The sequence below is a fragment of the Marinomonas gallaica genome, assembly GCF_049821165.1.
GTDB classification, from domain to species: domain Bacteria; phylum Pseudomonadota; class Gammaproteobacteria; order Pseudomonadales; family Marinomonadaceae; genus Marinomonas; species Marinomonas gallaica.
The window spans coordinates 3,797,946-3,823,401 of sequence record NZ_CP187511.1; the positions used below are offsets into that span (position 1 = coordinate 3,797,946).

Below are 25,456 nucleotides of genomic sequence, written 5' to 3' on the forward strand. Positions count from 1 at the left end.
CTTAACTTTGCATTGCTTTATGTTTACTTTGAGTACTTACTACTGTGCCAGTTAACAAAAACTCATATTCGTTTGATGTTGGTAAAGCACGGCATTTAAAAAACGGTTTTTGATGTTTATTGATATCACTTAAAGTCCACCAAAAAACGCCGTCTAACTGGGCTAATGGCTGCTGTAAAAACGCATCATTAGACGTGGAAGGTTGCTCACAACTAAACTCCAATACCTCAGAATTTAGGGAATTTGGTAGCACTGGCTTTTGACCAAAATTAAAGTCTTCCAGTTTATTCGCCAAAAGACTCTTAAGCTGTGAAAAATTAAGCTGCTGCTGTAGCGCACTTATAGCTACCGCTTCCATGACTGCAAACAGATCAGTGGCTTCCTTAAATAACCACTCGACTGTCAACGATTTACACTTTGTTTCAAATACTATAAAAAGTGGAAAGTACCGACCTATAGCATCGACGCTGGGGACCATGATCCCCATCCAACCATGTGCTCGAGTTTCACTTTCTGGTACGAACATGCGCCAAATAGGTGATACCAAGTAAGCTGAAAGCCATTGATTATCCTCCAGCCTCTCCCGGCTGTGATACATAACAGATTGGATCCATTCATACAGCTCATTTGAAATATCCGTAGGCATGCCATCCGATATAAAATCAGAATGGGCTGGCAGCTTACCGTATATACCTACTCTTATAAGTGACATTATTGACACCTCACTTGCTGCAGCTCGGACATTAAAAACGGGTTATAAACACTCCCAGCTCGTAGTTCGAGAGAGATCGAATAAGTGTTATTAAGGGTAAAATCAAGCAGGTAGCGCTCGCTGTCAACGCGTCGAATTTTAGCCTGATCAAATAGCTTAAAGAGTGCCCAATCCCCTTGCTCAGTAATCGATTCTTGACCATCACTTGTGACAATAACTAAGCGCGCTAAACCACGTTCAGCATGCCCATCAGACTCAGGCCACTGAAAGCGTTTACCTCGTTGAGGACCGTGCGCATAAGCCATTTGCTGCCCGTTAATTGTTAAGCTCATACGCAAAATAGACTTATCCATACTGATAGGTTTCAACTCAAAGTTGATATTTGGATTAGGATGCCCATTACGATAGAAGGTATCTCGGATCACTCGGCCTGTTTCAAGCTGCGTTAACACTTCATCGGAAAAACCAAGACTAATCCCATTCGTTGTATTCCACTGCCAAGGACGGCGAGTCGTGTCGACATAATCAATCATCACTTCGTCAAAATAACTTTCAACAATTCCACCTGGACCGAAGTAAGCACTTACATCATCCAATGTTGCTTCTCTCTTACTGGATTTGTCGAACGGATAGCGGCCCTCGATCATCGCTTTACACTGCTGAACCACATCATTTTCCCAACGGCGCGCCATGTAACCTTTTGCATCGGTGGTCGTTAATCGACGAGCATTATCGGTCACTCGGCCAATGAAACCAGCCAATGGTTGTGGAAAGCGAGAAGCTTCCACATCTATTTCACGCAGGACAGCAGAGGGTCCATTAGGATCAGAGGTATTTTGGAAAGCTGCCTTACCTCGATTTAAAGAACCATCCATTGCACTCATATACACATACAGCTCATCCAAAAGCTTGAGTATTTCATCAATGGGTAGAGCACTTCCTTCACTGCCCTCAACCATTAGATTAAGGTCTTTAAAGTACGCCACAACTGGATTATCTGGCCTCTCAAATTGCTCAACAGGCGCTTTATTATTAATCGACGTTAAGACCGATGAAACATTGCTCATCACACCTTCTTTTGACTCTGATGGCAATACAGAAAATGCTTCAGCAGAGGTGTGCTTTTTAATGCCTTGCAACAATCCTATCAAAGGGGAATCATCGCGAGACAATCGCTTTAGCAGCAGCAGGCTTTCTTGATTAGAATGCACTGGCTTAAACGCAATGCTTTCAATGTAACCACGCCACTGAGACAAATAATCCTCTAAGTACAAACGCTCTACTTGTTTAAATAATCGGTCGCCATTGGCACCCACAGCAGATAAACCATACTCATCCCCCATCACCCACTCGTCCGTAAGTTGATCTTGAATCAGGATATGACGTTGTTTAATAAAGTAATGTTGATACGCCGTTCCCGTATAAAACCCATTAATACCTGCCGTAAGCTTCTGCCCGTTATTAAAACGGAATAAATAAATAGAATCCGCGCCAACAGCATCTACTAGACGAAACTCACCCAATTCAGGGTTATTTAAACCATCTTGTTTTAGATGTGCGTAAAAACGGCGAGCGGGCGGCTGTTTACTTAAAATGGTACGCGCACTGGCAATCAGCTCTTCGTTAGGCTGTAGCGCTGGAAGACCAGGCATGAATTCCATTAAGGCACTCAAGTGTTCTTGCAAGCGGTTGATCAATTCTTGCTGACGAGCATTGGGCAAACTTTTCTGCCAATCCCGTTCAAACCATCCACTCACGACATCAGCGTCAAAATGCTGTGAGTCAGACAACATCAAGTAAACCCTCAGTGTTTCATATAGCGCATCCGCACTGCTTCGCTCTTGATACATAGCCTCTTCCAAGCGCGCCATAATGCGCGGCAAGAAACTTTTATAAAGCAGCTGTTTATAAGCTTCTATCGCCTCTTGACCCAACTTATCGCCTTGATACAAACCCATTTGGAATACCGACTGTAGACGGCTAGCATCTTTATCAACGTAGCCTGTCGTAATATTGCGCACTTTATCTAACGCTGGTACAGGTGCCATCAGGTTATGATCGTAAGCACTAATATTGCTGATTTCATCTTGTGCTGCCGCAATGTCTTGTTCTACTTGGGCAATCAGCTGTTTGTTATCGAAGTAGCTGTAGATCCAATAACTGGAGAGTCCTAATGTCATTAATGCTGCGGCACCATAAGCAGCCAAATGCATCCACAACATACGTCGCTCTTGCTTAATGTTAACGCCAGCAAGACCCGACTCTTTGAAAATCACCTTTGTCATTAAGTTATGCAGGAAATATGCTTTACCTTTGCCAGCACGATGTGATGAGGTATCGCTCTTAAGGCCGAAGTTCGCACCCAATGAACTTATGACGCGGTCCAGCGTCGTACCGTCTTGTGTACCACTGGTGAAATACACACCACGTAACAAAGGTTGCGTCTCATAACGTGTTGGTTTGAATATTTCGCCCAAGAAAGTCGCAATAGGTGCTTGCAGCAACCCCAATGTACGAGGAAAAACATAGATAAGTTCGCGGCGATTTACATCACTTTCCGCTTGCAGCCGACTAGACTCTCGCGATTGAATTCGCTCTTGCAAAGTACGGTATTCGGTTAAGAAATCAGGCACAACATCCTGTTCTTGATCTTCGCTGACAGGGAACGTCATTCCCCAGACTTGAGCTCGATCTTCTTTACCTAAGTCGTCAAAATACTCACTAAAACCAGGCATTAAATCGCTTTTAGTGAGCGTGATGTAGACAGGGAACCGAATTTTAAAGGTTTCTTGGAACTCTTGAATTCGCTGTTTAATAAACTTAGCGTGCGCAATCAACTCAGATTCAGGCAATCTTAGAAAATAATCCACGGGAAAAGAGACGATCAAACCATTAATCGGCTTACGGGATCGGAACTTTTTCAACAATCCTAAAAAGCCTTTCCATTCAGCCTCATCTAACTCACTTTGATTATTTTGGGTCGTATAACGCCCTGCGGTATCCAGCAAGACAGCTTCATCAGTAAACCACCAGTCACAGTTTCTGGTACCGCCCACGCCTTTAACAGATGCGCCAACGGAATCCATTAATGGAAAGTGTAAATCCGAGTTTAATAGCGCGGTCGTTTTACCTGCACCTGACGGGCCAATAATCGCGTACCAAGGCAAAACATATAAATAACTACCTCGTCCGCCTTCTTTGGTTTTTACCTTCTTAAGCGCTTCTAGGGCAGACTCAAATTTACCTTTCAGCTCAGCGACTTCTGCCTCACCAACCGCTGCTTGTGGAACATCAGGCTTTTCTGTCATCTCTTTGGCCATTGCAGCGTTATTTCGCTTACGACCAATATATTGTTTCAGCTTGTAGGCCCCTGCCATAGCAAACATAGACACTATGCCGACAATACGTGTCATAGATGACCCAAAAGGCGTACTGCCACCAATACTGATCATCGGTAGGACAAACCAAATCAATATGGCAACAATAACCAGTGCAAGCAGCCACAATAGGCCCTTAAAAAGACGTAGGAATGACGTCATAAAACGCATTAGTTACTCCCTCCTTGGGAACGCCAAATCACATTGGAAAGCAAAACAATTTCTACTCGACGATTTTGAGCTCGACCATCACGGGTGCTGTTATCTGCCACGGGTTGACTATCCGCTTTCGCTTCAGATTTAAAGCGTTGACTTTCATTTGTATAGTCGCGCAATTCAGTTGCTACGGCTTCCGCTCGAGCTTTCGATAAATGCCAGTTTGATGGGAACTGAAGTGTATTGATCGGCTGGTTATCGGAATGACCTTCTACCAAGACGGAACCTTCAACCTCCAGTAACGCTTGAGCGACTCGCCTCACCAGAGAGTCGTATTTAGACGTCAGTTGGGCACTGCCTGAGCGGAAGAATAAATCACCTTGCATGATTATTCGTACATTGGCGTTGCGCTCTTCCACCTTAACCAAACCCTGCTCTATCTCAGGTTTCAAGAATTCTCGAAGCGTCTGCAGCGCCGAGACATCAATAATGCGCGGACGATCCAGCGTTGTAACCGTCTGTTCAGATAAGCTAGTAAGCTGATGGTAAGGCGGGTTAGAAGACTGATTTAAAACATACAGTAGAACAAACAGTAATAGTGCTAAGACACCGCTAAGCACGGCAACAAAGACCCACAACGGCACAAACCGGCGCAGCCCTTGATTACTCATACTTTCACCTTGCCAGTTTGCTGAAAGGTAGCGTGCTGGATCCTTACGCTGAGTACTGATTAACCGGTACAAACGCGATCTGATTTGCATAAGCTTACCAGCACGATCTTCCTCAACGGCATAGCGCCCTTCAAAGCCCAGCGAAAGGCAGACATACATCAACTCAAGCAGATCAATATTGCCCGCAGGATCTTTTTCAAGATTCTCAAGCATGACAAAAAAGTTCTCGCCGCCCCATGTCTCTTTATGAAACAGGCTTAGCAATGAATCATTTTGCCAATCACTTTGCCCACCCCAAGGAGTATTCAATACGGCTTCATCTAATACCGTGCACAGAATATAGCGACCAATCATCACTGTGCGAGCATCAATCCCAGCTTTACGAGCGGAAGCTTCATAGACCTCGATTTCCTCAACGATCTGTTGACGTAACAAAGCTAAGCTAGGGTTGGTTTGAGACTTACGAATAGCGGGCACCAAAGACAGCAACTTAAATGCAGAACTCTCTAAGCGATTCAGCCCTGAACACGTAAATTTTTCAGGGTCATCAAATAAACCTGACCAATTAACGTCGCCCTGCGTACTTGTAGAGGGCGCTTGCTCTGAAAGGGAAGTTTGCCCGCCAGGCATAGGAATGATGACGGTGCGATTACCATTAAAATCCATTTTCGAACTCTTCCTGTAAGTCGTTATTTAATAACCCAGAGTTCCAAGGAAATACCTGGGAACTGGCTACCTACGTGTAATGCAAGACCTTTACTATCAACAACATCTTGCCACCACTTGCCTTGCGTCTTGAGTTCGAAGTACACAGCGCCAGAATAAAATGGAATTTGTCGCGGCGCAGAGGCCAAAGGATCAATTTGAATACCCGGCAGCTGCTTATTGACCAAATTATTAATTCTTTCGATTGAGCCAATTTTTGCCTGCATAGGCAACTGACGACGTAACTCTTCATTCGGCATTTCAGCTCGTGCGCACAAGACAAAACTTGCACTGGATTCGAGCTGGGGAATATAGCCGATGCGAATACCAAAGCCTTTGTTCTCAAGCTCTATCTGAATGGCACTTTGATCTAACAGCAAGCTCAACGGCTGCTGTAACAATGGCTCAAAGCTTTCAAACGTCACTTGCAAATCATCATGCAAATAAGGTGGCACGGATGCCAAACGCTTATCTTGATGCGTAAAGGTTGCTAGCTCACTCGCAAGCTGAGCAAACAACTGATAGACACGTTCTGGATGAACACTGTCTGCTGTTAAGTAATGCGCTAAAATTGGTTGATAGCGATTCAACATCTGCAGCAACAGAAAGTCAGCCATTTCAACGCCATTACCATCCGCTAAAGACTTCAAACGCTCTGCTAGCAAAATCGTACGCTTCTGCGCTAACCCTTGGACATCTCGAATAATATTGACTAAGGCTGCGCTCGACTGCACATCTAACGCAGCTGGAATGAAGCGCTCGTCAAGCTCAATCGCTTTATTTTTTACCGATTTCACTTTAGCGATTGCAATGGCAGAATACTGTTGCGGGCCATCTCGCTCAGTAACAACACGTACCTTTTTACTGGCAAGCTCGATGTTGGCAGCGGTATTAGAGCTGCTAACGATATCCGGAACTTCCATATGACTTAGGCGGTAACGCGCATTGCTGTCATCCGCATTTTGGCGATCAATATCGTTTGCACCGGCCCGCCAAATAGGTAAGGCCAAATATATAAGTAGACCTTCGTCTTTCTCTTGTATAACGATGGGGTCTGGAATGCCATCTTCACTAGGCATATCAATAACGCTGCCATCGGGAAGAAATGCTCGACATTTCTTAATCACAAAGTGCCCTAAACGCAGTGCAGCGACATCAAACTCTAATTCAGATATTCCCCAACCATAGCTGTGTAACTGATGCGTAAGGGAAGCAAGACTCCACTCCAAATGACGATCTTGCTGCTGAAAATGCTGAGGCCGAATGAATGCCCCTTCCTGCCATGCAACTTTCCTGTGCCAACTCATGCAAATTCACTCTTGCTCAACTATTAGGGAAACCTGATCTTCACTGGCTTTTGCCTGTAAAGTCATTCGCTTATGGGAACCGATTAAACGCAGTAAAAAACCCCGTTCATCGCGTACTCGAATGGAGTCATGCCAGATAGCGTTATCTAAATCTCTATAACCTGCCACAACCCCGATAAACTGTGTATTTATGTCTAAATCTGTCTCTACAAAAACCTCTTCACCGGGTTTCACAATAAAGATACGTGTATCCAGTAAACTCGAGGCTAAAGGTTTTTCAGTAAACAAGTCGAAGAAATCGGCTTGATGAAACTCTGTTAAAGAGTTTAGTTGATACAATCGAATCTCTATTGGTGAAGGTTTGCCTTGTATATCTGGATTGAGGTCCTCTGACGCCTTTATTTTGAACACCAGCGTCACTGCATTTTCATCCGCATCGGAAAATGGATTTAAAGAGCACCCTATCAAGAACAAACAACTAAGAACCATTCCCTTTAGAAGTCTCGATTTCATCGTAACTTCCTTAACTGACTTTCGTAGGCTTTACCAAACTCATTAGAAAATAGGTCTTGGAACTCGTCTTCCATCATCGTACAAATATCTTGATAGTAATCTTGATATTCACGCCAATAATCTGTTTTACCTCGAGCCAGCAAGCCTTTGTTATAACGCGGGCGCGCGTCAAACTTTTGCACCAGTTTTTGTGGGTCAAAGCGATTCAATAAGTGTGAAAACGCACCCTGAATGCCAGACATCATCGCAAGCTGATGAGCTTGAATGTCTTTGAAACCTTCTTGTATTGCGTTTTCAGCAGGCAAATACGCCGCCGAATCGGCCATCAACATAACTTTCAATGCTTCATCACCTGATGGCGACAATTTTAGGGGGTTATTATCAACGGGGCGTATCATCGTTTGCTGTAAACGAAACTCACTTTTTACCATATTGCGAGTCGCTAACGTTTCCGTTGTCCCTTGAGCAAACTGTCTTAACATACGCCCAATTTGCAGTGCCATTTCTGTATGATCTTTGCCTTTATAGAGATGCTCAGGAAGTCCGGCTTCCTTCATCATCAGCTCAAACAAGTCATTATTCTCTGGTGTCTTTTGGGATACCGGTGTTGATTGAGCGGGGGTCTGTACCGAGGGTTTGCTAGTAGGCTTAATAACATAAGGCTCTGCTTTGGGAGGCGTGTCTGTTTGCGCTGGCGACGCCACGTTTTCAAACGAACCCAACTCTTGCTTTGTCAGATCACTCGCTTGGCTCGTTACCTCTCCCCTTTCCGCTTGCGCTACAGATGCCGCAGCTTGAGACATTTCTTCATGAACGGGTGCTGTTTCACTTTCATTTCCTGCCACTAAATCAAGCCAGTTATCAGGAATGGCATCATGGCTATTATCTTCTGCATGAGGTGTCTCAGTGTCATGCTTCTGATCTGGCTGAGCAGCAGACTGTACTTTAGGCGGTACGTAGTAGGCTTTTTCTGGCGCAATGGGCCGTAGCAGCTCACTGATTGTAGGATCTGGTGATAAGGTACTAGCGGGGGCCGCGCTTGAATTCACTAATTCACTGACCGCCGTTTTATGAGAGTCTTGGTCCGCTTTGACAGGATCAGTATGAGTCAGTACATCTCGAACAACGTCAGACACCGATGCGGATTTCATATCACGCGATTCGGCTTCTTGCATAGCTTCCGCAATAATAGCGCTTTGATCCAACTCTTGGTGGGTTGGCGTTTCGGCCAAGCTTTCTGAATAAGCATCACTTCCGATCATATCGGCATAAACCGTGTACTCACCGATCACTAGCACATCACCCTGCTTTAACACTTGGCTTCGGCCACGTCCAAGAGGGTCTGATGAACCGTTTAGATAAACACCATTGGTGCTGATATCAGTGAGATGAAACTCATTATTCTTACGATGAATTACACAGTGTTTATTAGAAATATGAAGTCTAGGATCGGGTAATACCCAAGAATTGTCGTTTCCACGGCCAATGGAATAGACATCGGCATCCACTAAAACACTAGCGCGATTACCTAGTAACTCTTTTCCCTGATGAGCAGTAAGCTTCAAATCCATGAATAATTAACCCTTTAAAAACACAAAAGCTTTAATCAAAGACGAACGAAGAACCGAGACACTCTGTGCCACTGTCTACCTTCACCTCTATACGGGCATATTTTTAACATCAGTTACATTGTTAAGCCTAACTCCGCCGCAAATCATTCATTTTTTTAAAGCAGTCTTTACATTTTACAAGCACGAACCTACACAAAACTTTCAAAGCGAGAGGCCATAAAAGAGCATTACTTTAGGCTTACCTAATACTCATAAAGGGGGATTGAAAACAGAAAACTATTGATTTTCGCTTTATACACTAAGGGGCATCTGAGTTAGAGCTCACAACCATCAGAAAATCAGAAAGCGACGGCGCAGAATAGGAAGAAGACAAGAGGTTTTCTACATGATGCTTTTTACATGGTGGCAGCATCTCATATTGTTTCGTTACGGAATATACACGGGAAGGTGCAGCAGAAAGCTGGCCAAGAGAACGATAAAAAGTAAAGTCGGTATAGCTTTCCAACTGCGCACAATAGGTACTAAAATCCGAAGGGGTTACCTCTATTTTTGCAACCTCCTGATTGAGACGCTGCTGGTATTGCTGCAACAGTTGCTTAGACTCTGGGTATTGCTGCGCGTAACGGAATAACAGCAGCTTATTAAACTGACTTACTCCACTGTCCTCATTCGCGAAACGTTCAGAATCAGCAGGTTCTAAGCCAACCATTCCGCCAACATCTTTACCATAATGCACGGCAACGCCTGCATCCCACGCTCGAGCCGCGTATCTCAACATTGACTTACGCATACCAAAAAAGACCGTTTCGGCATCTTCTTCACTCATGCTTGGCAAGCCTAACAATTGGCCAATGTCATCGTATTTAATCGTACTCTTGATTTCGTTATCAACCGCCATCAAGAAATAGGTTTTAGAGGGGAATACTTGCTTAATTTGAGAGGACTGGTGCTGTTCTGTAGAAAGATTTCCGGCGTATGTTGTTAGAGGTAGAGCGCAGACTAACGGTAAATACAACGACTTTTTCAGCATCGGAATCTCTTAAGCAAATTGGATAGTTGTGTGTAAGAGGCCCCGTGACTAAGTCACGAAACACGTTTTAGCTCAATCTGTTAACGCTAACGAATCCATCCGTTTGTTGCAATGGCTACAGGGAGAAGCTTTTTGCAAAAAAAGTGAATAAGTTTTACGCACTGTTACAGGCTTTCAAAGCAACTCTGAGGTACGATATGAAAATTTACTGATAGGTTTGGAGCATTCCCTATGAATTCTATGGCGACAGATGTGACGTTACCGTCAATTATCGCAGGCCCTATTTTGCGCAAAGTAGAGGCTAACGCTGTGCATTTATGGCTGGCCACAAGCCTTGATCTCACACCAACGGTGAGCATATTTCATGGGGCCAACTCACTTATCAGTGAAACGCAATGTACATCAATCCGCGTCGGCGCACGCTTATTCATTAAACTCATCAGCGTCACACTTAAAGACTCGCTCCCTAACACAGAAGCTCTTGGCTACCGTTTAGCATTTGAGGAAAGCTACCCAGTAGAACTCAACAGTGGCAACTGCCTCTACGACGAACAAGACGACACAATCCAATTCATTTGGAAGCCAGAAATTTCATCACTGCTTCATGGCTCTTGTCGTAAAGCCCATTTTGGCTATCAGCAGCTTGCTAGCAGAGCCTCCATTGGCGATGGTCTAGCGCAAGCAGATCGACATTTGGCCCGCACCAACATAAGTGATTGGCCCTCCCTGTTAATGCTATCAGGCGATCAAATCTACGCCGACGACGTAGCCGGACCGATGCTGTACGCGATTCGCCAAGCCGTTGACTTACTAGGTATCAAGGAGGAGCGTTTACCCGAGTCAGGCCACCGTTTGCACGACGATCCATTCTATTACTGTCGTGAAGCGCTGTTGCCCAAGTCAGAACAAGGTGACGACGTTCGCCGTCAGTTTTTTAAAGGCAAAAAGAAACCTGTCTTTACCACGGACACAGCACACAATCATTTGATTAGCTTTGCCGAAATCATGTGTATGTATCTACTAGTTTGGTCGCCGACATTATGGGCTTACATATCGTTAGAAATCCCAGAAGGTTTAACCAATGAAGACCATAGAACACGCTACTTAGAAGAGCGCAAAGCTATTAAAGAGTTTGTTGAGACATTACCTCAAGTGCAGCGCGTATTGGCCCACTTACCTACCGCGATGATATTTGATGACCATGATGTCACCGATGACTGGAACTTAACCGCTGACTGGGAGCAAACAGCTTACGGCCATGATCTGTCTAAACGAATTTTAGGCAACGCTCTGTTCGGATATATGATTTGCCAAGGTTGGGGAAACAACCCGTCACAATACGATGATCAATTCTTAAAACAGGCGGAACTCGCCCTACAAAGCCAAGACAGTGTCTTACAGGATGAGTACATTGATCAACTCTTGGCCTATGAACAATGGCACTATCAATGGGATACTCAACCACGACTGGTGGTACTAGATACGCGAACTCGCCGCTGGCGCTCTGAACAAAACTTTAATCACCCTTCAGGGTTAATGGATTGGGAGGCGATCACCGATTTACAACAAGACATCAAAGACTTGGACTCGGTGATTTTAGTGTCTCCTGCCCCGATGTTCGGGGTAAAACTGATCGAAGCCATTCAGGAAGTGTTTACTTGGTTCGGTAAACCCTTGATGGTCGATGCGGAAAACTGGATGGCACACCCAGGTTCAGCTTATGCTTTGATGAATTTATTTACGCACGCAAAAACCCCAACCAACTTCGTGATTTTATCGGGCGATGTGCACTACTCTTTTGCCTACGATATTAAACTACGCAGCTATAAAAGCAGCCCAACTATTTGGCAGATCACCAGCAGTGGCTTACGCAACGAATTCCCGAATACGTTATTAGAATGGTTTGATCGCCTAAACCGTTGGCTTTATGCCCCGTGGTCTCCGCTGAATATTTTTACTAAACGACGTTCTTTGCGAATCTCCCCTCGAAAGCCCGAACACGCCTCTCGAGGCGAACGCTTGATCAACCAATCAGGCATTGGCTACGTACGTTTAGACACGGTGGGCCGCCCGACAGAAATAGCTCAACTGGGTAATAATCATCAGAAAACTCGCTTCCTTGTTAGCAAAAAAAAATAAAACACACACTAAATAGCGCTTGCTAAAAACAAAGAAGGAGCCGAGAGGCTCCTTCTTAATGCAGATCACGTCAGCATGATCATTTAGTCTTCAATCGGGCGTTTCGGGAATAATCGACGCACTATGACGAAGAACAAAGGTACAAAGAAAATCGCCAGAACCGTAGCGGTCAATGTCCCACCTACGATCCCCGTACCAATTGAAATTCGACTGTTAGCACCTGCACCAGAAGACAAAGCTAACGGCAACGTGCCCACGATAAACGCTAACGATGTCATGATGATCGGACGTAAACGCAATCGCGCGCCTTCGGTCGCAGCTGTCCAAACATCTTCACCACGGCGATAAGCCGCTTCAGCAAACTCCACGATTAAGATGGCATTCTTCGAGGACAAACCAATGATGGTCAAGAGTGCCACTTGGAAATACACATCATTCTGAAGATCGCGTAGATAGATCGCACCTGCCGCACCAATGACCCCCAAAGGAATCACCATGATCACAGAGAACGGTACCGTCCAGCTTTCATAAAGCGCCGCCAGACACAAGAACACCACCAAAATGGAGACCGCGTACAAGAAGTACGTCTGACCACCGGATTGTTGCTCTTGGTAAGACAAGCCACTCCATGCATACGACGTTCCCTGAGGCAGCTTGTTCGCTAACCGCGCCATTTCATCCATTGCATCACCCGAGCTTAAACCCGGTGCCGCAGAACCTTGGATCTCATAGGATGGCAGTCCATTAAAACGGGTCAGTGCTTTCGGACCAAACGTCCACTCGCTGTCAGCAAAGGCTGAGAACGGTGTCATTTTGTCGCCATTGCCACGCACATACCAATGCTGTAAGTCAGATGGCGCACCACGGTATTCCGCATCGCCTTCTATATAAACGCGCTTAACACGGCCTCGATCAACAAAGTCATTGACGTAATTGCCTGCCCACGCAGCCGACAGCGTACTGGAAATATCTGCCATAGATAGACCCAATGCTGATGCTTTCTCTTGGTCGACATCAATATGAAGTTGCGGCGTTTCACTCTGCCCCCCCATACGAACGCCTTCCAAGATCTGACTTGCACGCGCATCACCGAGCAATCGATCACGCATTTCTAACAAGGTATCACGGTCAGTATTACCCGCTGCTTGAAGCTCAAACGTAAAGCCATTACTTTGTCCCATACCTCGAATAGACGGCGGCAACAAGGAAAAGATTTGCGCATCACGAATGCCAGCAAGCCCTGGATAAGAACGTCCAACAATGTCTGACGCCGAACTACCAGGCTCGGTACGTTCATCCCAATGCTTTAACAGCACGAACGCCATACCAGAGTTTTGCCCTGTTCCCATAAAGCTAAAGCCAGAAATGGTAAAAATAGAATCGACGTAGTCTTTTTCTTTGATTAGGAAATGATCTTGAATCTGATCCATTACCTCTTCAGTACGCGCCATGGAGGCGCCTTCAGGCAAAGAAACAATCACCATCACGTTACCTTGGTCTTCCGTTGGCAGGAAACCAGTTGGTACATTGACCATCAAGTAACCCATCCCCGCAATAATCACTAAGTAACCCGCCAACCAACGCATTGGCTGCTTAATTAATTTAGATACACCACTGCTGTAGCGGTTGGTGGTTGAATCAAACTTGCGGTTAAACCACCCCCCTAGTCCACGTTTCTGACCGTGCTGCCCCGGTTTTAGTAACGTTGCACACAGTGCGGGAGACAACGTTAGCGCCACAATCACAGACAACACCATCGACGACACAATGGTGATCGAGAATTGACGATAAATAACACCGGTCGAACCACTAAAGAAAGCCATAGGTACGAATACCGCTGACAACACCACCGCAATACCGATCAAGGCACTGGTGATTTCTTTCATAGATTTGATGGTCGCCTCTCGTGGTGAAAGCTTTTCTTCCTCCATCACACGCTCAACGTTTTCCACCACGACGATGGCATCATCCACTAGAAGACCGATCGACAGCACCAAACCAAACATGGTCAATGTATTAATCGAATAACCAAACGCCTGCAGTACACCGAACGTCCCCAACAATACCACCGGTACAGCAATGGCTGGTATCAAGGTCGCACGCCAGCTTTGCAAGAACACGAACATTACGATGACAACCAGCACGATGGCTTCAAACAGAGTCTTCACCACCTCTTCAATAGAGATCTTAATGAACTCGGTCGAATCCAGTGGTAACGCTGTTTTATAGCCATCTGGCAAGTTTTTATTAAGCTCTTCAATCGCCGCCTTCACGCGTTCAGAAGTCTCTAATGCGTTTGCACTCGGAGCCAACATCACGGCCATACCCGTTGCTGGGTGGCCATCTAGGCGTGGTGAGAAGTTGTAGTTTTCACTGCCGATTTCAACCGTTGCCACGTTTTTAATACGCACTGTGGCACCGTTGTCGTCGTACTTAAGAATGATGTTTTCAAACTCTTCCGGCGTTTCCAGCTTAGATTGAGCGGTCACCGTAGCGTTCAGCTCTTGGCCTTTCGCAATCGGATAACTGCCTAAACTACCTGCAGCCACTTGGACGTTTTGTGCTTTGATCGCATTAGCTACGTCCGCAGGGATAAGGTTATAGGTCGATAGTTTAAGTGGGTCTAACCAAATACGCATAGCATAGGCAGAACCAAACACCTGCACACTACCCACCCCCTCTAATCGAGATACCGGATCTTGCATGTTTGATACAAGGTAATCTGATAAATCACTCGCGGTGTCTTGGTCGTTCTCATCGTACAGCGCCATAATCAACAAGAAGTCGGATTGTGACTTGGTCACTGTGACCCCTTGCTGCTGTACAGACGAAGGAAGATTGGACGTGATTTGCTGTACTTTGTTTTGTACTTGAACTTGAGCCGTATCGGCATCAGTGCCTTGTTCAAAGGTCACACTAATACTGGAACGACCGGTTGAACTACTGCTTGATGAGAAATAGAGCAGTCCATCTATACCTGTCAGTTGTTGCTCAATAATCTGAGTCACACTGTTTTCAACGGTTTCCGCCGACGCACCATTATAAGTGGCCGAGATACTGACCGTTGGCGGCGCAACATTGGGGTATTGAGATACCGGCAGTTGGGTAATCGCAAGCACACCCGCCAACATAATAACGATGGAGATAACCCACGCGAAAACCGGACGCTTTACGAAAAAATGCGCAATCATTTATAGCTCCCTTTGCTACTGGCCAGTCGTCGCGGCATTAACCTCTACCATACGACCGGTTTGAGGGTCTCGCTTTAACTCAACCGTCGTGACATCAGCGCCGGGGCGCACTTTCATACTGCCTTCAACGATCACTTTGTCGCCATCTTTAATACCATCAGTAATGTACCATTGGTTGCCAAGTGCACGTTCGGTGGTGACAAAACGACGCTCTACTTTATTTTCAGCGTTCACAACCAATGAAAAAGCATTACCTTTTACATCTCGCGCAACACCTTGTTGAGGCACTAGAATCGCTTGGCTATCGGTTAAATCGTTGATACGACCACGTACAAACATACCCGGTAGCAACAAACCGTCTGGATTATCAAATTCTGCGCGCAGCGTCACACTGCCCGTCATTTCATCGACATTGACTTCACGTGTTTTTAAGCGACCCTCATATGGGTAGATCGATCCGTCTTCTAACACTAGAGTGACATTTTGGTCACCCAACTCAACATGCTCAAGACTCAAAAGGTTGCGAATACGAAGTTGCTCTACACTGGTTTGTGCTAGATCTACATACATCGGATCAGTGGTACGAATCGTCGTCATTGGTGTCGCTTGTCCAGCGGTCACCAAAGCCCCCACCGTCACTTCGGAGATGCCGATTTTACCGTCAATAGGCGCTGCAATCTGTGTGTACTTCAGGTCAATCTTAGCGCTATTTAAAGAAGCCACCGCACGCTTTTCAGCAGCGACAGCAGACAAATAAGCCACATTGGCATCGTCTAAGTTTTGCTGAGAGACGTTATTACGCTCTTTCAGCTGACGATAGCGCTCGTAGGTTTGCTTGGTCGACGTTAACGTCGCGCGTGCACTGTCTAAATCCGCTTGCGCTTGCTCTAGGTTGGATTCGTAAATGGAATCGTCCAGTTGATACAGTAAATCACCTGCGGCAACGGTTTGTCCTTCTTCAAACAAACGTTTTTCTACGATACCGCCAACCTGTGGGCGAATCTCCGCTTCCAAACTGGATTTCGTGCGGCCAGGTAACTCGGACGTTAATTCAACAGCTTGTTTTTCTATGGTGATAATCCCCACTTGGGTCTTAGGCGCTTGCTGAGCTTGCGCATTACCTCCAGCTGCACTGTTTTCGCTTTCTTGACATCCTGCCAAAATAGCTGAGGCCAGCACTACCCCTGTTAATAAAAAGTTCCGAGACAGCATAAACTGTGACAACTCCAATAATTAATTATCATTTGAGAATGAGCGTTCATTCCTACTATAATCTAGGGACGTTACACTTCCCATCTTTTAATCGTGCAAATAAATATGAAAAAGTCTCCGATCAACGAGCAACAACGTCGCCAGCAAATCATGGATGCATTTATCGTACACGTTGTGGAAAAAGGCTTCCATAAAGCCAGCATGGCAGACGTCGCTAAGACGGCAGAGTTAAGTGTCGGTCAAATTTACCGTTACTTTGCACACAAAGAGAACATCATCCGCGCCGTTGTAGAGCATAAAACGGAAGAATACATGGAAATGATGGAAGACTTTTTAGAAAAGCGAAATTGGCTAGCACGCGTCTTCGAACAAAAAAACAGTGAAGAGTTTCGTATAGAACGCATTCTTAACATGGAAATCAAAGCTGAGGCTAATCGTTCTCCAGCGCTGGCAGAAATTCAAGCGAACGCTGACCGTCGTTTAACCGAACACGCCGTGAACATCGTTCGCCAACGCTATGCTCTCAATGATGAAGCAGATATTCAGGCACGTGTACGTTTTCTGGTCGCGTTAACCGATGGTTTATTTCACCGCAGTGCCGATTACGCAGAACCGTTTAGTGAGCCGTCTCATCGCCTCTTCGAGCATATGCTCAACGAGCTTTTTCCAGATGAATGAATGGCACCCCTAACGTAGACGCAGAAAAACCAACACTTGTTGCCATTTACTCACCAACATCGCGACAAAGATCAAACAGCATCCAAACATTTGCAACGCCGTCATTGTCTCACTGAACCATATGGCGGCTAGCAACGCCGTCCACACTGGCTCTAAATTCATAATCACCGCTGCATGGCTGGCGGGCGTTAAGCTTTGTCCATAGGTTTGTAACAAAAAACGTAAACTGGTCGCTATCACGGTGCTGGCTAAAAACCAGCCAACGATCGGTATCGACACAGAATGGGGAATCTCTTCTACTGTTGGTGAGATGATCAATAACAATACGCCCGCTGTTACCAGTTGGATCGAAGTAAGTACCAACACATGTAAGCGGCTCGACATACGCGTCAGTAGATTGAATTGCAACGCAAAGGTCACCGCGGCAATAAAAAAATACACCTGCGCGAATTCAAAAGCCAAACCATTACCCAACGCCAAAAACGCTAGACCAATTATTGCGATAGGCAAGGCAAACCAAATACTTTTGGCTGGGCGCTCATTAAATAAAAAGCGCGCAAACACAGGCACCAATATAACCCCAAGGCTATTGATGAAAGCCCCAACGCCTAAGTTACTGACCTGATCAAGCCCAATGATCCAAAACATCATGGCAATGCCCATGACAACCCCGACAATCATCGCGCCTTTTAAATCATGCCATGTAACGCCTTTAAAAAAGCGCGCGCCCGCAAAAAACAAAATCAGCCCAGCCAAGACAAAGCGTACGCCAAGAAAAAAAATCGGCGGTAAGCCAGCCAGTGCTTCTTTGGAAAAAATCCAACCAAACGCAGCGATAACAGTGACCAACACTAAAATCAGTTCAGCTTTAAGATGAGAAGAGGTGCTCACAGAAGCGTCCTATGCATGACACGAATTTCGTTGAATAGATGATTGTCAGATCAGTGACTTACAGAGCCAACGTGGTCACATCATGACCATAAATATTATCCAGTTTAGACTCAATAATACGACTGAAGTATTTTGATGCAACGCCAAGCGCTTTGAGCTTTAAGCGCCCTTCCCAACCACCATGCATATGATACAAGGCGGCATTATCACGAGACTGACGCTGAACTGCAGTTGCTCGCGGTTTACGAACGCTTTCGTATTTCTCAAAAGCGTCTTTAAAAGGATACTTTGTCAGTGTTGTAACAAGTACAAAAGCGTCTTCAATGGCCATCGCTGCACCTTGTGCCATAAAAGGCAACATTGGGTGGCATGCATCGCCCAGCAACACTAGGCGTTCATCATGCCATTTAGGGAGCGTTGGACGACCATTCAAAGCCCATAAAAACGTTTCGTCACAGGCTTCTAAAACAGAGGTAACTTCAGGGTGCCAACCGACGAACTTGCTACGTAACTCTTCGACATCTCCCGCTTCACGCCACGATTCAGACCGCCATTCAGCTCGCTCTTCCACGGCAATAAAGTTAACCCACTCACCACCGCGCAGATAATAGGTCACAAGGTGCTTGTTCGGCCCCGCCCAAACGGTGGCATTTGGTTCAATCATGGTACCTTTGATCGCGGCCGCTGGAACCGTACCGCGCCATGCTACTTGGCCAGTAAAAATAGGCGCTTGAACGCCTAGCATTAGCTCCCGCATTTTGGAATGAATGCCATCAGCGCCGATCACAATGTCCGCATGTTCTGTACTGTTTTCCAGTAGTACCGTGGCATTTTTATGATCTTCACGATAACCCAACACTTTATGGTCCAGTTCTATTTCGACCCCAGCGCTGTAACAGGCTTGCACTAATTCTTTGTGTAAATCAGCTCTGTGAATGTGCCAATAAGGCGCGCCATAACGTTGCTCAATATGCTTGCCAAGTGGTGCTTCTAAGTAATAACGACCAGAATGATAATCTCGAATACAGGCTTTCTGCGGAGTAAAGGCGTGACTTTCGAGGCGGTCTTTTATACCAAACTCACGAAGCACTTTCATTGCATTAGGGCTAAGCTGCAAGCCAGCACCCACTTCACTTAACGCCGATGTTTGCTCAAAGATTCTGACATGAAAGCCCTGCTTGGCTAATCCTAAAGCAACCGTCAAACCACCGATGCCAGCGCCAACGACGATTACGTGCTTGGCTTGGTCAAAATGCGCCACAGTATTTTCCTTACTCATTTATCAATCCATTCCGCATCATAACAAAAACTCTCGCTAGAAACCTGACATAAATACGGAAACCCAACAAGTTTACTCAGTCACTTAATGGGAATATTTAGCCGGTATTCTGGCGTAATAATTGCTAAGTCCATAACAATTGTATTAGTAAATTCGAAGTTTCACTTGCTTAATGCATGCTTTTGGTTCATCAATAACCTATACGCAAATGAGGATGAACTGTGTTGACGCACTCCCGCAGACGTTAACGGGGATAATAAGATATGGATAAATTGACAGATAATTACAACACCAGCGTTTTTTTCGATGAGCTTATTACTTCATCTGGACAAGCCCATCCACCCGCTAAAGAATTGCTAGACTACTTAAACAGCCTACCAACAGACGAGCTTGAAAAGCGGCGAATTATGGCTGAAGCAACGGTTCAAGAGATGGGCATTAGTTTCACAGTGTATACCGAAGAAGGCAACATTGACCGAGCTTGGCCCTTCGATATCGTACCTCGCACCATTGCCGCCAAAGATTGGGAGATTACCGCCCAAGGCCTCAAACAACGACTCACCGCCCTTAACCGCTTCATCGACGATCTCTACCACGACCAAAACTGCATCAAAGACGGCATCATTCCAGAACATATTATTAAAGACTCTAAGAACTTTCGCCCAGAATGTGTTGGCGTGTCACCGAAATACGGTGTTTGGGCACATATTTGTGGTACAGACTTAGTGCGTGATGAGCACGGCGATTTCTATGTATTAGAAGATAATCTTCGAGTGCCTTCTGGCGTGTCTTATATGTTAGAAAACCGTGCAATCACTAAGCGCGTGTTACCAGAACTGTTTGAAAACGATGAAATATTGCCCGTTGGTGCTTACACATCCAACCTATTTGACACGCTTGCCGCCCTATCTCCACGTGATATTGAGCGACCAGAAATTGTCGTCATGACGCCAGGTATTTATAACTCGGCTTACTTTGAACACGCCTTTTTAGCGCAGAAAATGGGTACTGAATTAGTCGAAGGTTCTGACCTGTTCGTCGACGAAGACGATTGCGTCTATATGAAAACCATCTACGGGCCTGAGCGCGTTGATGTCATTTATCGCCGTATTGACGATTTGTTCCTCGACCCTGAAGCGTTTGATCCTGATTCAGTATTGGGCGTTGCAGGTCTGATGCGCGCTTGGAAAGCGGGCAATGTGGCCTTAGCCAATGCCCCTGGGGCAGGCGTTGCCGATGACAAAGTGGTTTACGCGTATGTACCAGAGTTAATTCGTTACTACCTAGACGAAGAGCCGATTCTGAAAAATGTCAAAACCTACTTATGCGATAACTCAGAAGAGCGCGAATATGTGCTAGCGCACCTTGACGAATTAGTCGTAAAACCAGCCAATGAATCTGGCGGCTACGGCATGCTTGTTGGACCACACTCAACCAAAAAAGAGCAGCAGCAGTTTGCGGAACTGATTAAAAACAACCCTCGTAACTACATTGCTCAACCCACCTTGAAACTGTCCACAGCACCTACCTTGATCGGAAAAGGATCGTTAGAACCGCGTCACTTGGATCTACGCCCATTTATTTTGCAAAGCAAAGACACCTATGTCACGACGGGAGGATTGACCCGTGTGGCGATGAAAAAAGGCTCTCTGGTCGTTAATTCGTCACAAGGTGGTGGTAGTAAAGATACTTGGATTGTGGATACAAAAGGAGCCTAATCATGCTTTCAAGAGTTGCAGAACGCCTATATTGGAGTGCTCGCTACCTAGAGCGCGTGGAAAATACGGCCCGTTTAGTTAGCGTATACGACGATTTACTGTACGACTTACCGCACAATGTGGTCGAAATTTCTTGGTATAACCTTATCGAGATCAACAGTGGTATCGAAGCGTTTAATAATCGCTACAAAGTACAAGATGAGCGCAATGTGGTGAAATTTTTATTGTCAGACGACGATAACCCAAGCTCATTGTTAAATTCCATCAAATTGGTACGCGAAAACATTCGTACGACACGCGATGTATTGCCTAACGAAATGTGGGAACTGATTAACGAGCTGGATTTATTTGCCAAACAGAATATCAAGCAAGGCATTAATCGCTCAGCGCGACACGCTTACCTCAATACAATTATTGAAGGCTGTCAAAAAATCATAGGTTTGCTGGCTGGAACAATGGATCGCGATGCGGGTTGGCAGTTCCTTATTTTAGGGCGTTACCTAGAACGCGCCGATATGAATACGCGTATCATCGATGCCGCCACTTCTTTGATGGTTCAATCTCAAGAAGAGCAAGACCTAGAACTTGGACAGATTGTCTGGTCCAAAGTACTGAAATCGCAAAGTGCGTACTTGAGTTTTCGACGCACTATGCGCAGCTCGATTCGCGGCGCTAAAGCGGTGACCTTCTTGCTGAACGATAAATACTTCCCACGCTCACAGCGTTACTGTTTAGAACAAATTAAAGTGGCAGCAGCAGAGCTACCACGCTCTGGCATTGTCATTATGAGTGCGGATCGATTACTTGAAGAGACGCGCTCCATCGAACTTTCAAGTGACCTTAACCATGAGTTTAGTGACTACTTAAACGACATTCAGCTGAGTATTATTACCTTGAATCAGCAAATCACGGAAAACTGGTTTAACTTCCAGAAAGGAGAAGCGGCATGACCATTCGCGTCGCGATACAGCATAAAACCACCTATGAGTTTGATCGCTTTATCAATGTTTCGCCGCATATTCTACGCTTACGTCCAGCACCACATTCGCGTACACATATTCATGGCTATTCACTTAAAGTGCAGCCCGGAGAGCATTTTGTTAACTGGCAGCAAGACCCGTACGGCAATTTTCAAGCACGTCTGGTTTTCCCAGAAAAAACCAATCGTCTTGAATTTGAAGTAGAAGTTATTGCCGATATGACGGTACTTAACCCGTTTGACTTCTTTGTTGAAGAATACGCGGATAAGTTCCCCTTTAAATATGACCAACAGCTGTTAGAGGAGCTGCAACCGTATTTAAACAAATCTGAAAGTTGCGCTGAATTAGACGAGTGGCTGAAAAGCGTTGATCTAACCCCCATGGTGACGATCGACTTTTTGGTGGCGTTAAACAGCCGCCTAGCAAATGAAATTGGCTACGGTATTCGTCTTGAACCCGGAGTACAGACTTGTGCTGAAACGCTGACGCTAAAAAAAGGCTCCTGCCGTGACACGTCTTGGTTGTTGGTACAGATTTTACGCCACCTCGGTCTAGCTGCACGTTTCGCGTCAGGCTACTTGGTTCAGCTTACCTCTGACATCAAAGCGTTAGACGGCCCATCTGGCCCAGAAGAAGACTTCACCGATCTTCACGCCTGGTGTGAAGTTTACTTACCGGGTGCAGGCTGGGTAGGTCTTGACCCAACCAGTGGCTTGTTCGCTGGCGAAGGTCATATTCCGCTGGCGTGTACAGCCGAACCTATTTCTGCTGCGCCTATTTCCGGTCTTATTGATGAGTGTGAATGCGAATTTAGCTACACCAACAAAGTCATTCGTATTCATGAAGACCCACGTGTCACCAAACCTTATGACGACGACGAGTGGGAAAATATCAAAGCGCTAGGCCACGCAGTGGATAAGCGTTTAGAGGAAGGCGACGTTCGCCTGACCATGGGCGGTGAACCAACGTTTGTCTCCATTGATGACATGGATTCAGAGCAATGGAATACTGACGCGCTGGGCGCTGATAAATTGCGCCTTGCCAAAGATTTACTGTTGCGCATGAAACAAGAGTTCGGTGCCAACGGTTTGCTGCATTATGGCCAAGGTAAGTGGTATCCAGGTGAAGAAGTACCGCGTTGGGCTTTAGGTTGTTTCTGGCGAACTGACGGTGAAGCCTTATGGCAGGATCCTAGCTATTTAGCACGTGTCGACAAAGATTACGGTCATACTGAAAAAGATGCCGGACGCTTCGGCCAAGCACTGTGTAAAAAGCTAAAGTTGGATGCGCAATTCCTTCAGCCTTCTTACGAAGATACGCTTTATTACCTTTGGTTAGAGCGCTCTTTACCGGATGATGTGAACCCGCGCAAAGCAACGCTAAAAGACGATCTAGAGCGTCGTCGCTTAGCCAAACTTCTAAGCCGAGGCTTAGAGCGTGTCAGCGGTTATGTGTTACCCATTGAGTTTGATGGTGCAAAATGGCAAAGCAGCTTATGGCCAATGCGTTCAGACGTGATCACCTTAATTCCGGGTGACAGTCCTATGGGTTACCGCCTGCCATTGAACTCCTTACCAGCGATCAAAGAAGAAGATCAAACACCTGAATGCGATCCTTTTGCAGAACGTGGACCATTGCCTGCATTTAGTCAGTCCGATGCGCCTAAAACGACGCCTCAAGTGCGAACGCTTCAGGCACGAATGGCGCAACGTCAAGCGGCTAAAAATGCGACCAAACCGATCATTCGTACCGCATTATGCGTGGAAGCTCGTGAAGGACGACTGCACTTATTCTTGCCACCACTTGAAAACTTGGAGCATTACGTAAGCTTGCTTCACAGCATTGAAAAAGTGGCAACCGAACTGAAACTGCCGGTGGTTATCGAAGGTTATGAACCTCCGAAAGACCCTCGTATGCAGAAGTTCTTAATCACCCCAGACCCAGGTGTTATCGAAGTAAACATTCATCCAGCAAAAAACTGGAACGAACTGCTGCACAATACCGAAACACTTTATGAGCAGGCCTATCAGTCTCGTTTGGGTGCTGAAAAGTTCATGAACGATGGCCGCCACACTGGCACCGGCGGTGGTAACCATGTCACCTTAGGTGGCGTTACGCCAGCTGACAGCCCATTACTACGCCGCCCCGATCTATTGCGCAGTTTAGTGACCTTCTGGCAACACCATCCAGGACTTTCGTACTTGTTCTCAGGCATGTTTATTGGCCCAACCAGCCAAGCACCTCGCCCGGATGAAGGTCGTGATGAAGCCTTATATGAGATGGAAATTGCGTTCCAAAACATCCCCGAAGGGTTGGTCGATGAACCTTGGTTAGTCGATCGCTTAATGCGTAATTTACTAGTAGACATCACTGGCAACACGCATCGCTCAGAGTTCTGTATTGATAAACTGTATGCCGCAGGCACCAGCAGTGGCCGCCAAGGCTTACTTGAGTTTCGTGGATTTGAAATGCCTCCGCATGCGCGTATGTCATTGGTACAGATGCTGTTGTTACGCTGTTTGGTGGCGCGTTTCTGGGACAAACCGTATCACAAGCCATTAGTACGTTGGGGCACCTCGTTACACGACAAGTTTATGTTGCCGCACTTTGTTTGGCAGGACATAAAAGCCGTCGTAGACGATCTTCAAGAGCACGGCTTACCATTCAAACTTGATTGGCTAGCACCGTTTGAAGAGTTCCGCTTCCCGCACTATGGCCGTCAACAAATCGACGATATTGAGCTGGAATTGCGTTGGGCAATTGAGCCATGGCATGTACTGGGCGAAGAAATTTCTCAGTCAGGTACGGCACGCTATGTGGATTCCTCTGTAGAACGCTTGCAAGTGCGCTTGTCAGGACTAACCGAAGGGCGCTACGTATTGTCTTGTAATGGACGCCGCGTTCCGCTTAGAAACACCGGCCGTAAAGGCGAAGCGGTTGGCGCGGTTCGCTACAAAGCATGGGCGCCACCGTCTGCCCTGCATCCAACACTCGGCACGGATACGCCATTAGTGTTTGATTTGATCGATACTTGGAACGGGGTTTCTATTGGCGGCTGTACTTATCATGTTAGCCATCCAGGTGGCCGCAGCTACGATACCTTGCCAGTCAACAGCAACGAAGCCGAGGCTCGACGTATCAATCGTTTCTGGGATCATGGTTTTACGCAAGGCACGTTACCCGCGCAGCCGGAGCTGAGTAAATTGCGCCATCTAATGCCTCACGACAAAGCAACTCGTCCTATGGCGCCGCCGGAAGAGGAAGTCTGTCATGAATATCCTCATACTCTTGATCTAAGGAAGAGGTATACTAGGCTCTAATTTCCA

The 25,456-nt window shown here is 46.1% G+C and carries 16 protein-coding genes; 5 read left to right on the forward strand and 11 right to left on the reverse strand.

The features are described from left to right. Window position 1: 1 nt before the first annotated feature. The 7 genes from tagF to ACPUEK_RS18035 form a co-directional block, all read right to left on the reverse strand. On the reverse strand, window positions 2-712 hold the full coding sequence (gene tagF / locus ACPUEK_RS18005; protein WP_425641709.1) for a type VI secretion system-associated protein TagF: 711 nt from the start codon (window positions 710-712) through the stop codon (window positions 2-4). Then, entirely contained in the window at window positions 712-4,260 is a 3,549-nt protein-coding gene (gene tssM / locus ACPUEK_RS18010) for a type VI secretion system membrane subunit TssM (RefSeq protein WP_425641710.1), read from the reverse strand. The genes tagF and tssM overlap by 1 nt, the downstream gene beginning before the upstream one ends. After that, a complete protein-coding gene (gene icmH / locus ACPUEK_RS18015) occupies window positions 4,260-5,582 on the reverse strand; it encodes a type IVB secretion system protein IcmH/DotU (protein WP_067032379.1) in 1,323 nt (440 codons plus the stop codon). Before icmH ends, tssM begins: the two co-directional genes overlap by 1 nt. A 23-nt stretch (window positions 5,583-5,605) precedes the next feature. Continuing rightward, the gene (tssK, locus tag ACPUEK_RS18020; protein ID WP_067032382.1) at window positions 5,606-6,928 is read right to left on the reverse strand and encodes a type VI secretion system baseplate subunit TssK; all 1,323 of its coding nucleotides are present in this window, start codon (window positions 6,926-6,928) and stop codon (window positions 5,606-5,608) included. A gap of 6 nt (window positions 6,929-6,934) precedes the next feature. Next, window positions 6,935-7,441, reverse strand: coding sequence for a type VI secretion system lipoprotein TssJ (gene tssJ / locus ACPUEK_RS18025; RefSeq protein ID WP_067216849.1), 507 nt, complete (start codon window positions 7,439-7,441; stop codon window positions 6,935-6,937). Beyond that, entirely contained in the window at window positions 7,438-9,012 is a 1,575-nt protein-coding gene (tagH, locus tag ACPUEK_RS18030; protein WP_425641711.1) for a type VI secretion system-associated FHA domain protein TagH, read from the reverse strand. Before tagH ends, tssJ begins: the two co-directional genes overlap by 4 nt. 298 nt (window positions 9,013-9,310) lie before the next feature. Further along, complete coding sequence (locus tag ACPUEK_RS18035) at window positions 9,311-10,042, reverse strand: hypothetical protein (RefSeq protein ID WP_067216854.1); 732 nt, start codon at window positions 10,040-10,042, stop codon at window positions 9,311-9,313. A gap of 231 nt (window positions 10,043-10,273) precedes the next feature. Between ACPUEK_RS18035 and ACPUEK_RS18040 the strand changes: the two genes are divergently transcribed. Beyond that, the gene (locus ACPUEK_RS18040) at window positions 10,274-12,181 is read left to right on the forward strand and encodes an alkaline phosphatase family protein (RefSeq protein ID WP_425641713.1); all 1,908 of its coding nucleotides are present in this window, start codon (window positions 10,274-10,276) and stop codon (window positions 12,179-12,181) included. An 83-nt stretch (window positions 12,182-12,264) separates the two neighbouring features. Here the strand turns inward: ACPUEK_RS18040 and ACPUEK_RS18045 are convergent, their stop codons facing one another. Next, window positions 12,265-15,372: an efflux RND transporter permease subunit gene (locus tag ACPUEK_RS18045; protein ID WP_425641714.1), complete on the reverse strand. Its 3,108-nt coding sequence runs from the start codon at window positions 15,370-15,372 to the stop codon at window positions 12,265-12,267. Between the two features lie 15 nt (window positions 15,373-15,387). Next, a complete protein-coding gene (locus ACPUEK_RS18050; RefSeq protein WP_067216862.1) occupies window positions 15,388-16,584 on the reverse strand; it encodes an efflux RND transporter periplasmic adaptor subunit in 1,197 nt (398 codons plus the stop codon). A 105-nt stretch (window positions 16,585-16,689) separates the two neighbouring features. Between ACPUEK_RS18050 and ACPUEK_RS18055 the strand changes: the two genes are divergently transcribed. Further along, window positions 16,690-17,262 carry a TetR/AcrR family transcriptional regulator gene (locus ACPUEK_RS18055; RefSeq protein WP_067216866.1) on the forward strand — a complete coding sequence of 191 codons (573 nt, stop codon included), beginning with the start codon at window positions 16,690-16,692 and terminating at the stop codon, window positions 17,260-17,262. 9 nt (window positions 17,263-17,271) lie between these two features. Here the strand turns inward: ACPUEK_RS18055 and ACPUEK_RS18060 are convergent, their stop codons facing one another. Further along, window positions 17,272-18,153 carry a DMT family transporter gene (locus ACPUEK_RS18060; RefSeq protein ID WP_067032406.1) on the reverse strand — a complete coding sequence of 294 codons (882 nt, stop codon included), beginning with the start codon at window positions 18,151-18,153 and terminating at the stop codon, window positions 17,272-17,274. A 58-nt stretch (window positions 18,154-18,211) separates the two neighbouring features. Next, entirely contained in the window at window positions 18,212-19,432 is a 1,221-nt protein-coding gene (locus tag ACPUEK_RS18065) for an FAD-dependent monooxygenase (protein WP_067216867.1), read from the reverse strand. Window positions 19,433-19,695: 263 nt separating this feature from the next. On the opposite strand from ACPUEK_RS18065, the gene ACPUEK_RS18070 reads away from it, so the two are divergent. The 3 genes from ACPUEK_RS18070 to ACPUEK_RS18080 are packed head-to-tail and all read left to right on the forward strand — an operon-like array spanning window position 19,696 to window position 25,450. Next, a complete protein-coding gene (locus ACPUEK_RS18070) occupies window positions 19,696-21,150 on the forward strand; it encodes a circularly permuted type 2 ATP-grasp protein (RefSeq protein ID WP_067216871.1) in 1,455 nt (484 codons plus the stop codon). Between the two features lie 2 nt (window positions 21,151-21,152). Beyond that, entirely contained in the window at window positions 21,153-22,100 is a 948-nt protein-coding gene (locus ACPUEK_RS18075) for an alpha-E domain-containing protein (protein WP_067032413.1), read from the forward strand. Further along, complete coding sequence (locus tag ACPUEK_RS18080; protein WP_067032417.1) at window positions 22,097-25,450, forward strand: DUF2126 domain-containing protein; 3,354 nt, start codon at window positions 22,097-22,099, stop codon at window positions 25,448-25,450. The genes ACPUEK_RS18075 and ACPUEK_RS18080 overlap by 4 nt, the downstream gene beginning before the upstream one ends. The last annotated feature ends 6 nt before the right edge of the window (window positions 25,451-25,456 follow it).

Excerpts from the sequence above, each read along its gene's own strand:
- tagF (WP_425641709.1), bottom strand. The coding sequence starts at position 712 with ATGTCACTTATAAGAGTAGGTATATACGGTAAGCTGCCAGCCCATTCT.
- tssM (WP_425641710.1), bottom strand. The coding sequence starts at position 4,260 with ATGCGTTTTATGACGTCATTCCTACGTCTTTTTAAGGGCCTATTGTGG.
- icmH (WP_067032379.1), bottom strand. The coding sequence starts at position 5,582 with ATGGATTTTAATGGTAATCGCACCGTCATCATTCCTATGCCTGGCGGG.
- tssK (WP_067032382.1), bottom strand. The coding sequence starts at position 6,928 with ATGAGTTGGCACAGGAAAGTTGCATGGCAGGAAGGGGCATTCATTCGG.
- tssJ (WP_067216849.1), bottom strand. The coding sequence starts at position 7,441 with ATGAAATCGAGACTTCTAAAGGGAATGGTTCTTAGTTGTTTGTTCTTG.
- tagH (WP_425641711.1), bottom strand. The coding sequence starts at position 9,012 with ATGGATTTGAAGCTTACTGCTCATCAGGGAAAAGAGTTACTAGGTAAT.
- ACPUEK_RS18035 (WP_067216854.1), bottom strand. The coding sequence starts at position 10,042 with ATGCTGAAAAAGTCGTTGTATTTACCGTTAGTCTGCGCTCTACCTCTA.
- ACPUEK_RS18040 (WP_425641713.1), top strand. The coding sequence starts at position 10,274 with ATGAATTCTATGGCGACAGATGTGACGTTACCGTCAATTATCGCAGGC.
- ACPUEK_RS18045 (WP_425641714.1), bottom strand. The coding sequence starts at position 15,372 with ATGATTGCGCATTTTTTCGTAAAGCGTCCGGTTTTCGCGTGGGTTATC.
- ACPUEK_RS18050 (WP_067216862.1), bottom strand. The coding sequence starts at position 16,584 with ATGCTGTCTCGGAACTTTTTATTAACAGGGGTAGTGCTGGCCTCAGCT.
- ACPUEK_RS18055 (WP_067216866.1), top strand. The coding sequence starts at position 16,690 with ATGAAAAAGTCTCCGATCAACGAGCAACAACGTCGCCAGCAAATCATG.
- ACPUEK_RS18065 (WP_067216867.1), bottom strand. The coding sequence starts at position 19,432 with ATGAGTAAGGAAAATACTGTGGCGCATTTTGACCAAGCCAAGCACGTA.
- ACPUEK_RS18070 (WP_067216871.1), top strand. The coding sequence starts at position 19,696 with ATGGATAAATTGACAGATAATTACAACACCAGCGTTTTTTTCGATGAG.
- ACPUEK_RS18075 (WP_067032413.1), top strand. The coding sequence starts at position 21,153 with ATGCTTTCAAGAGTTGCAGAACGCCTATATTGGAGTGCTCGCTACCTA.
- ACPUEK_RS18080 (WP_067032417.1), top strand. The coding sequence starts at position 22,097 with ATGACCATTCGCGTCGCGATACAGCATAAAACCACCTATGAGTTTGAT.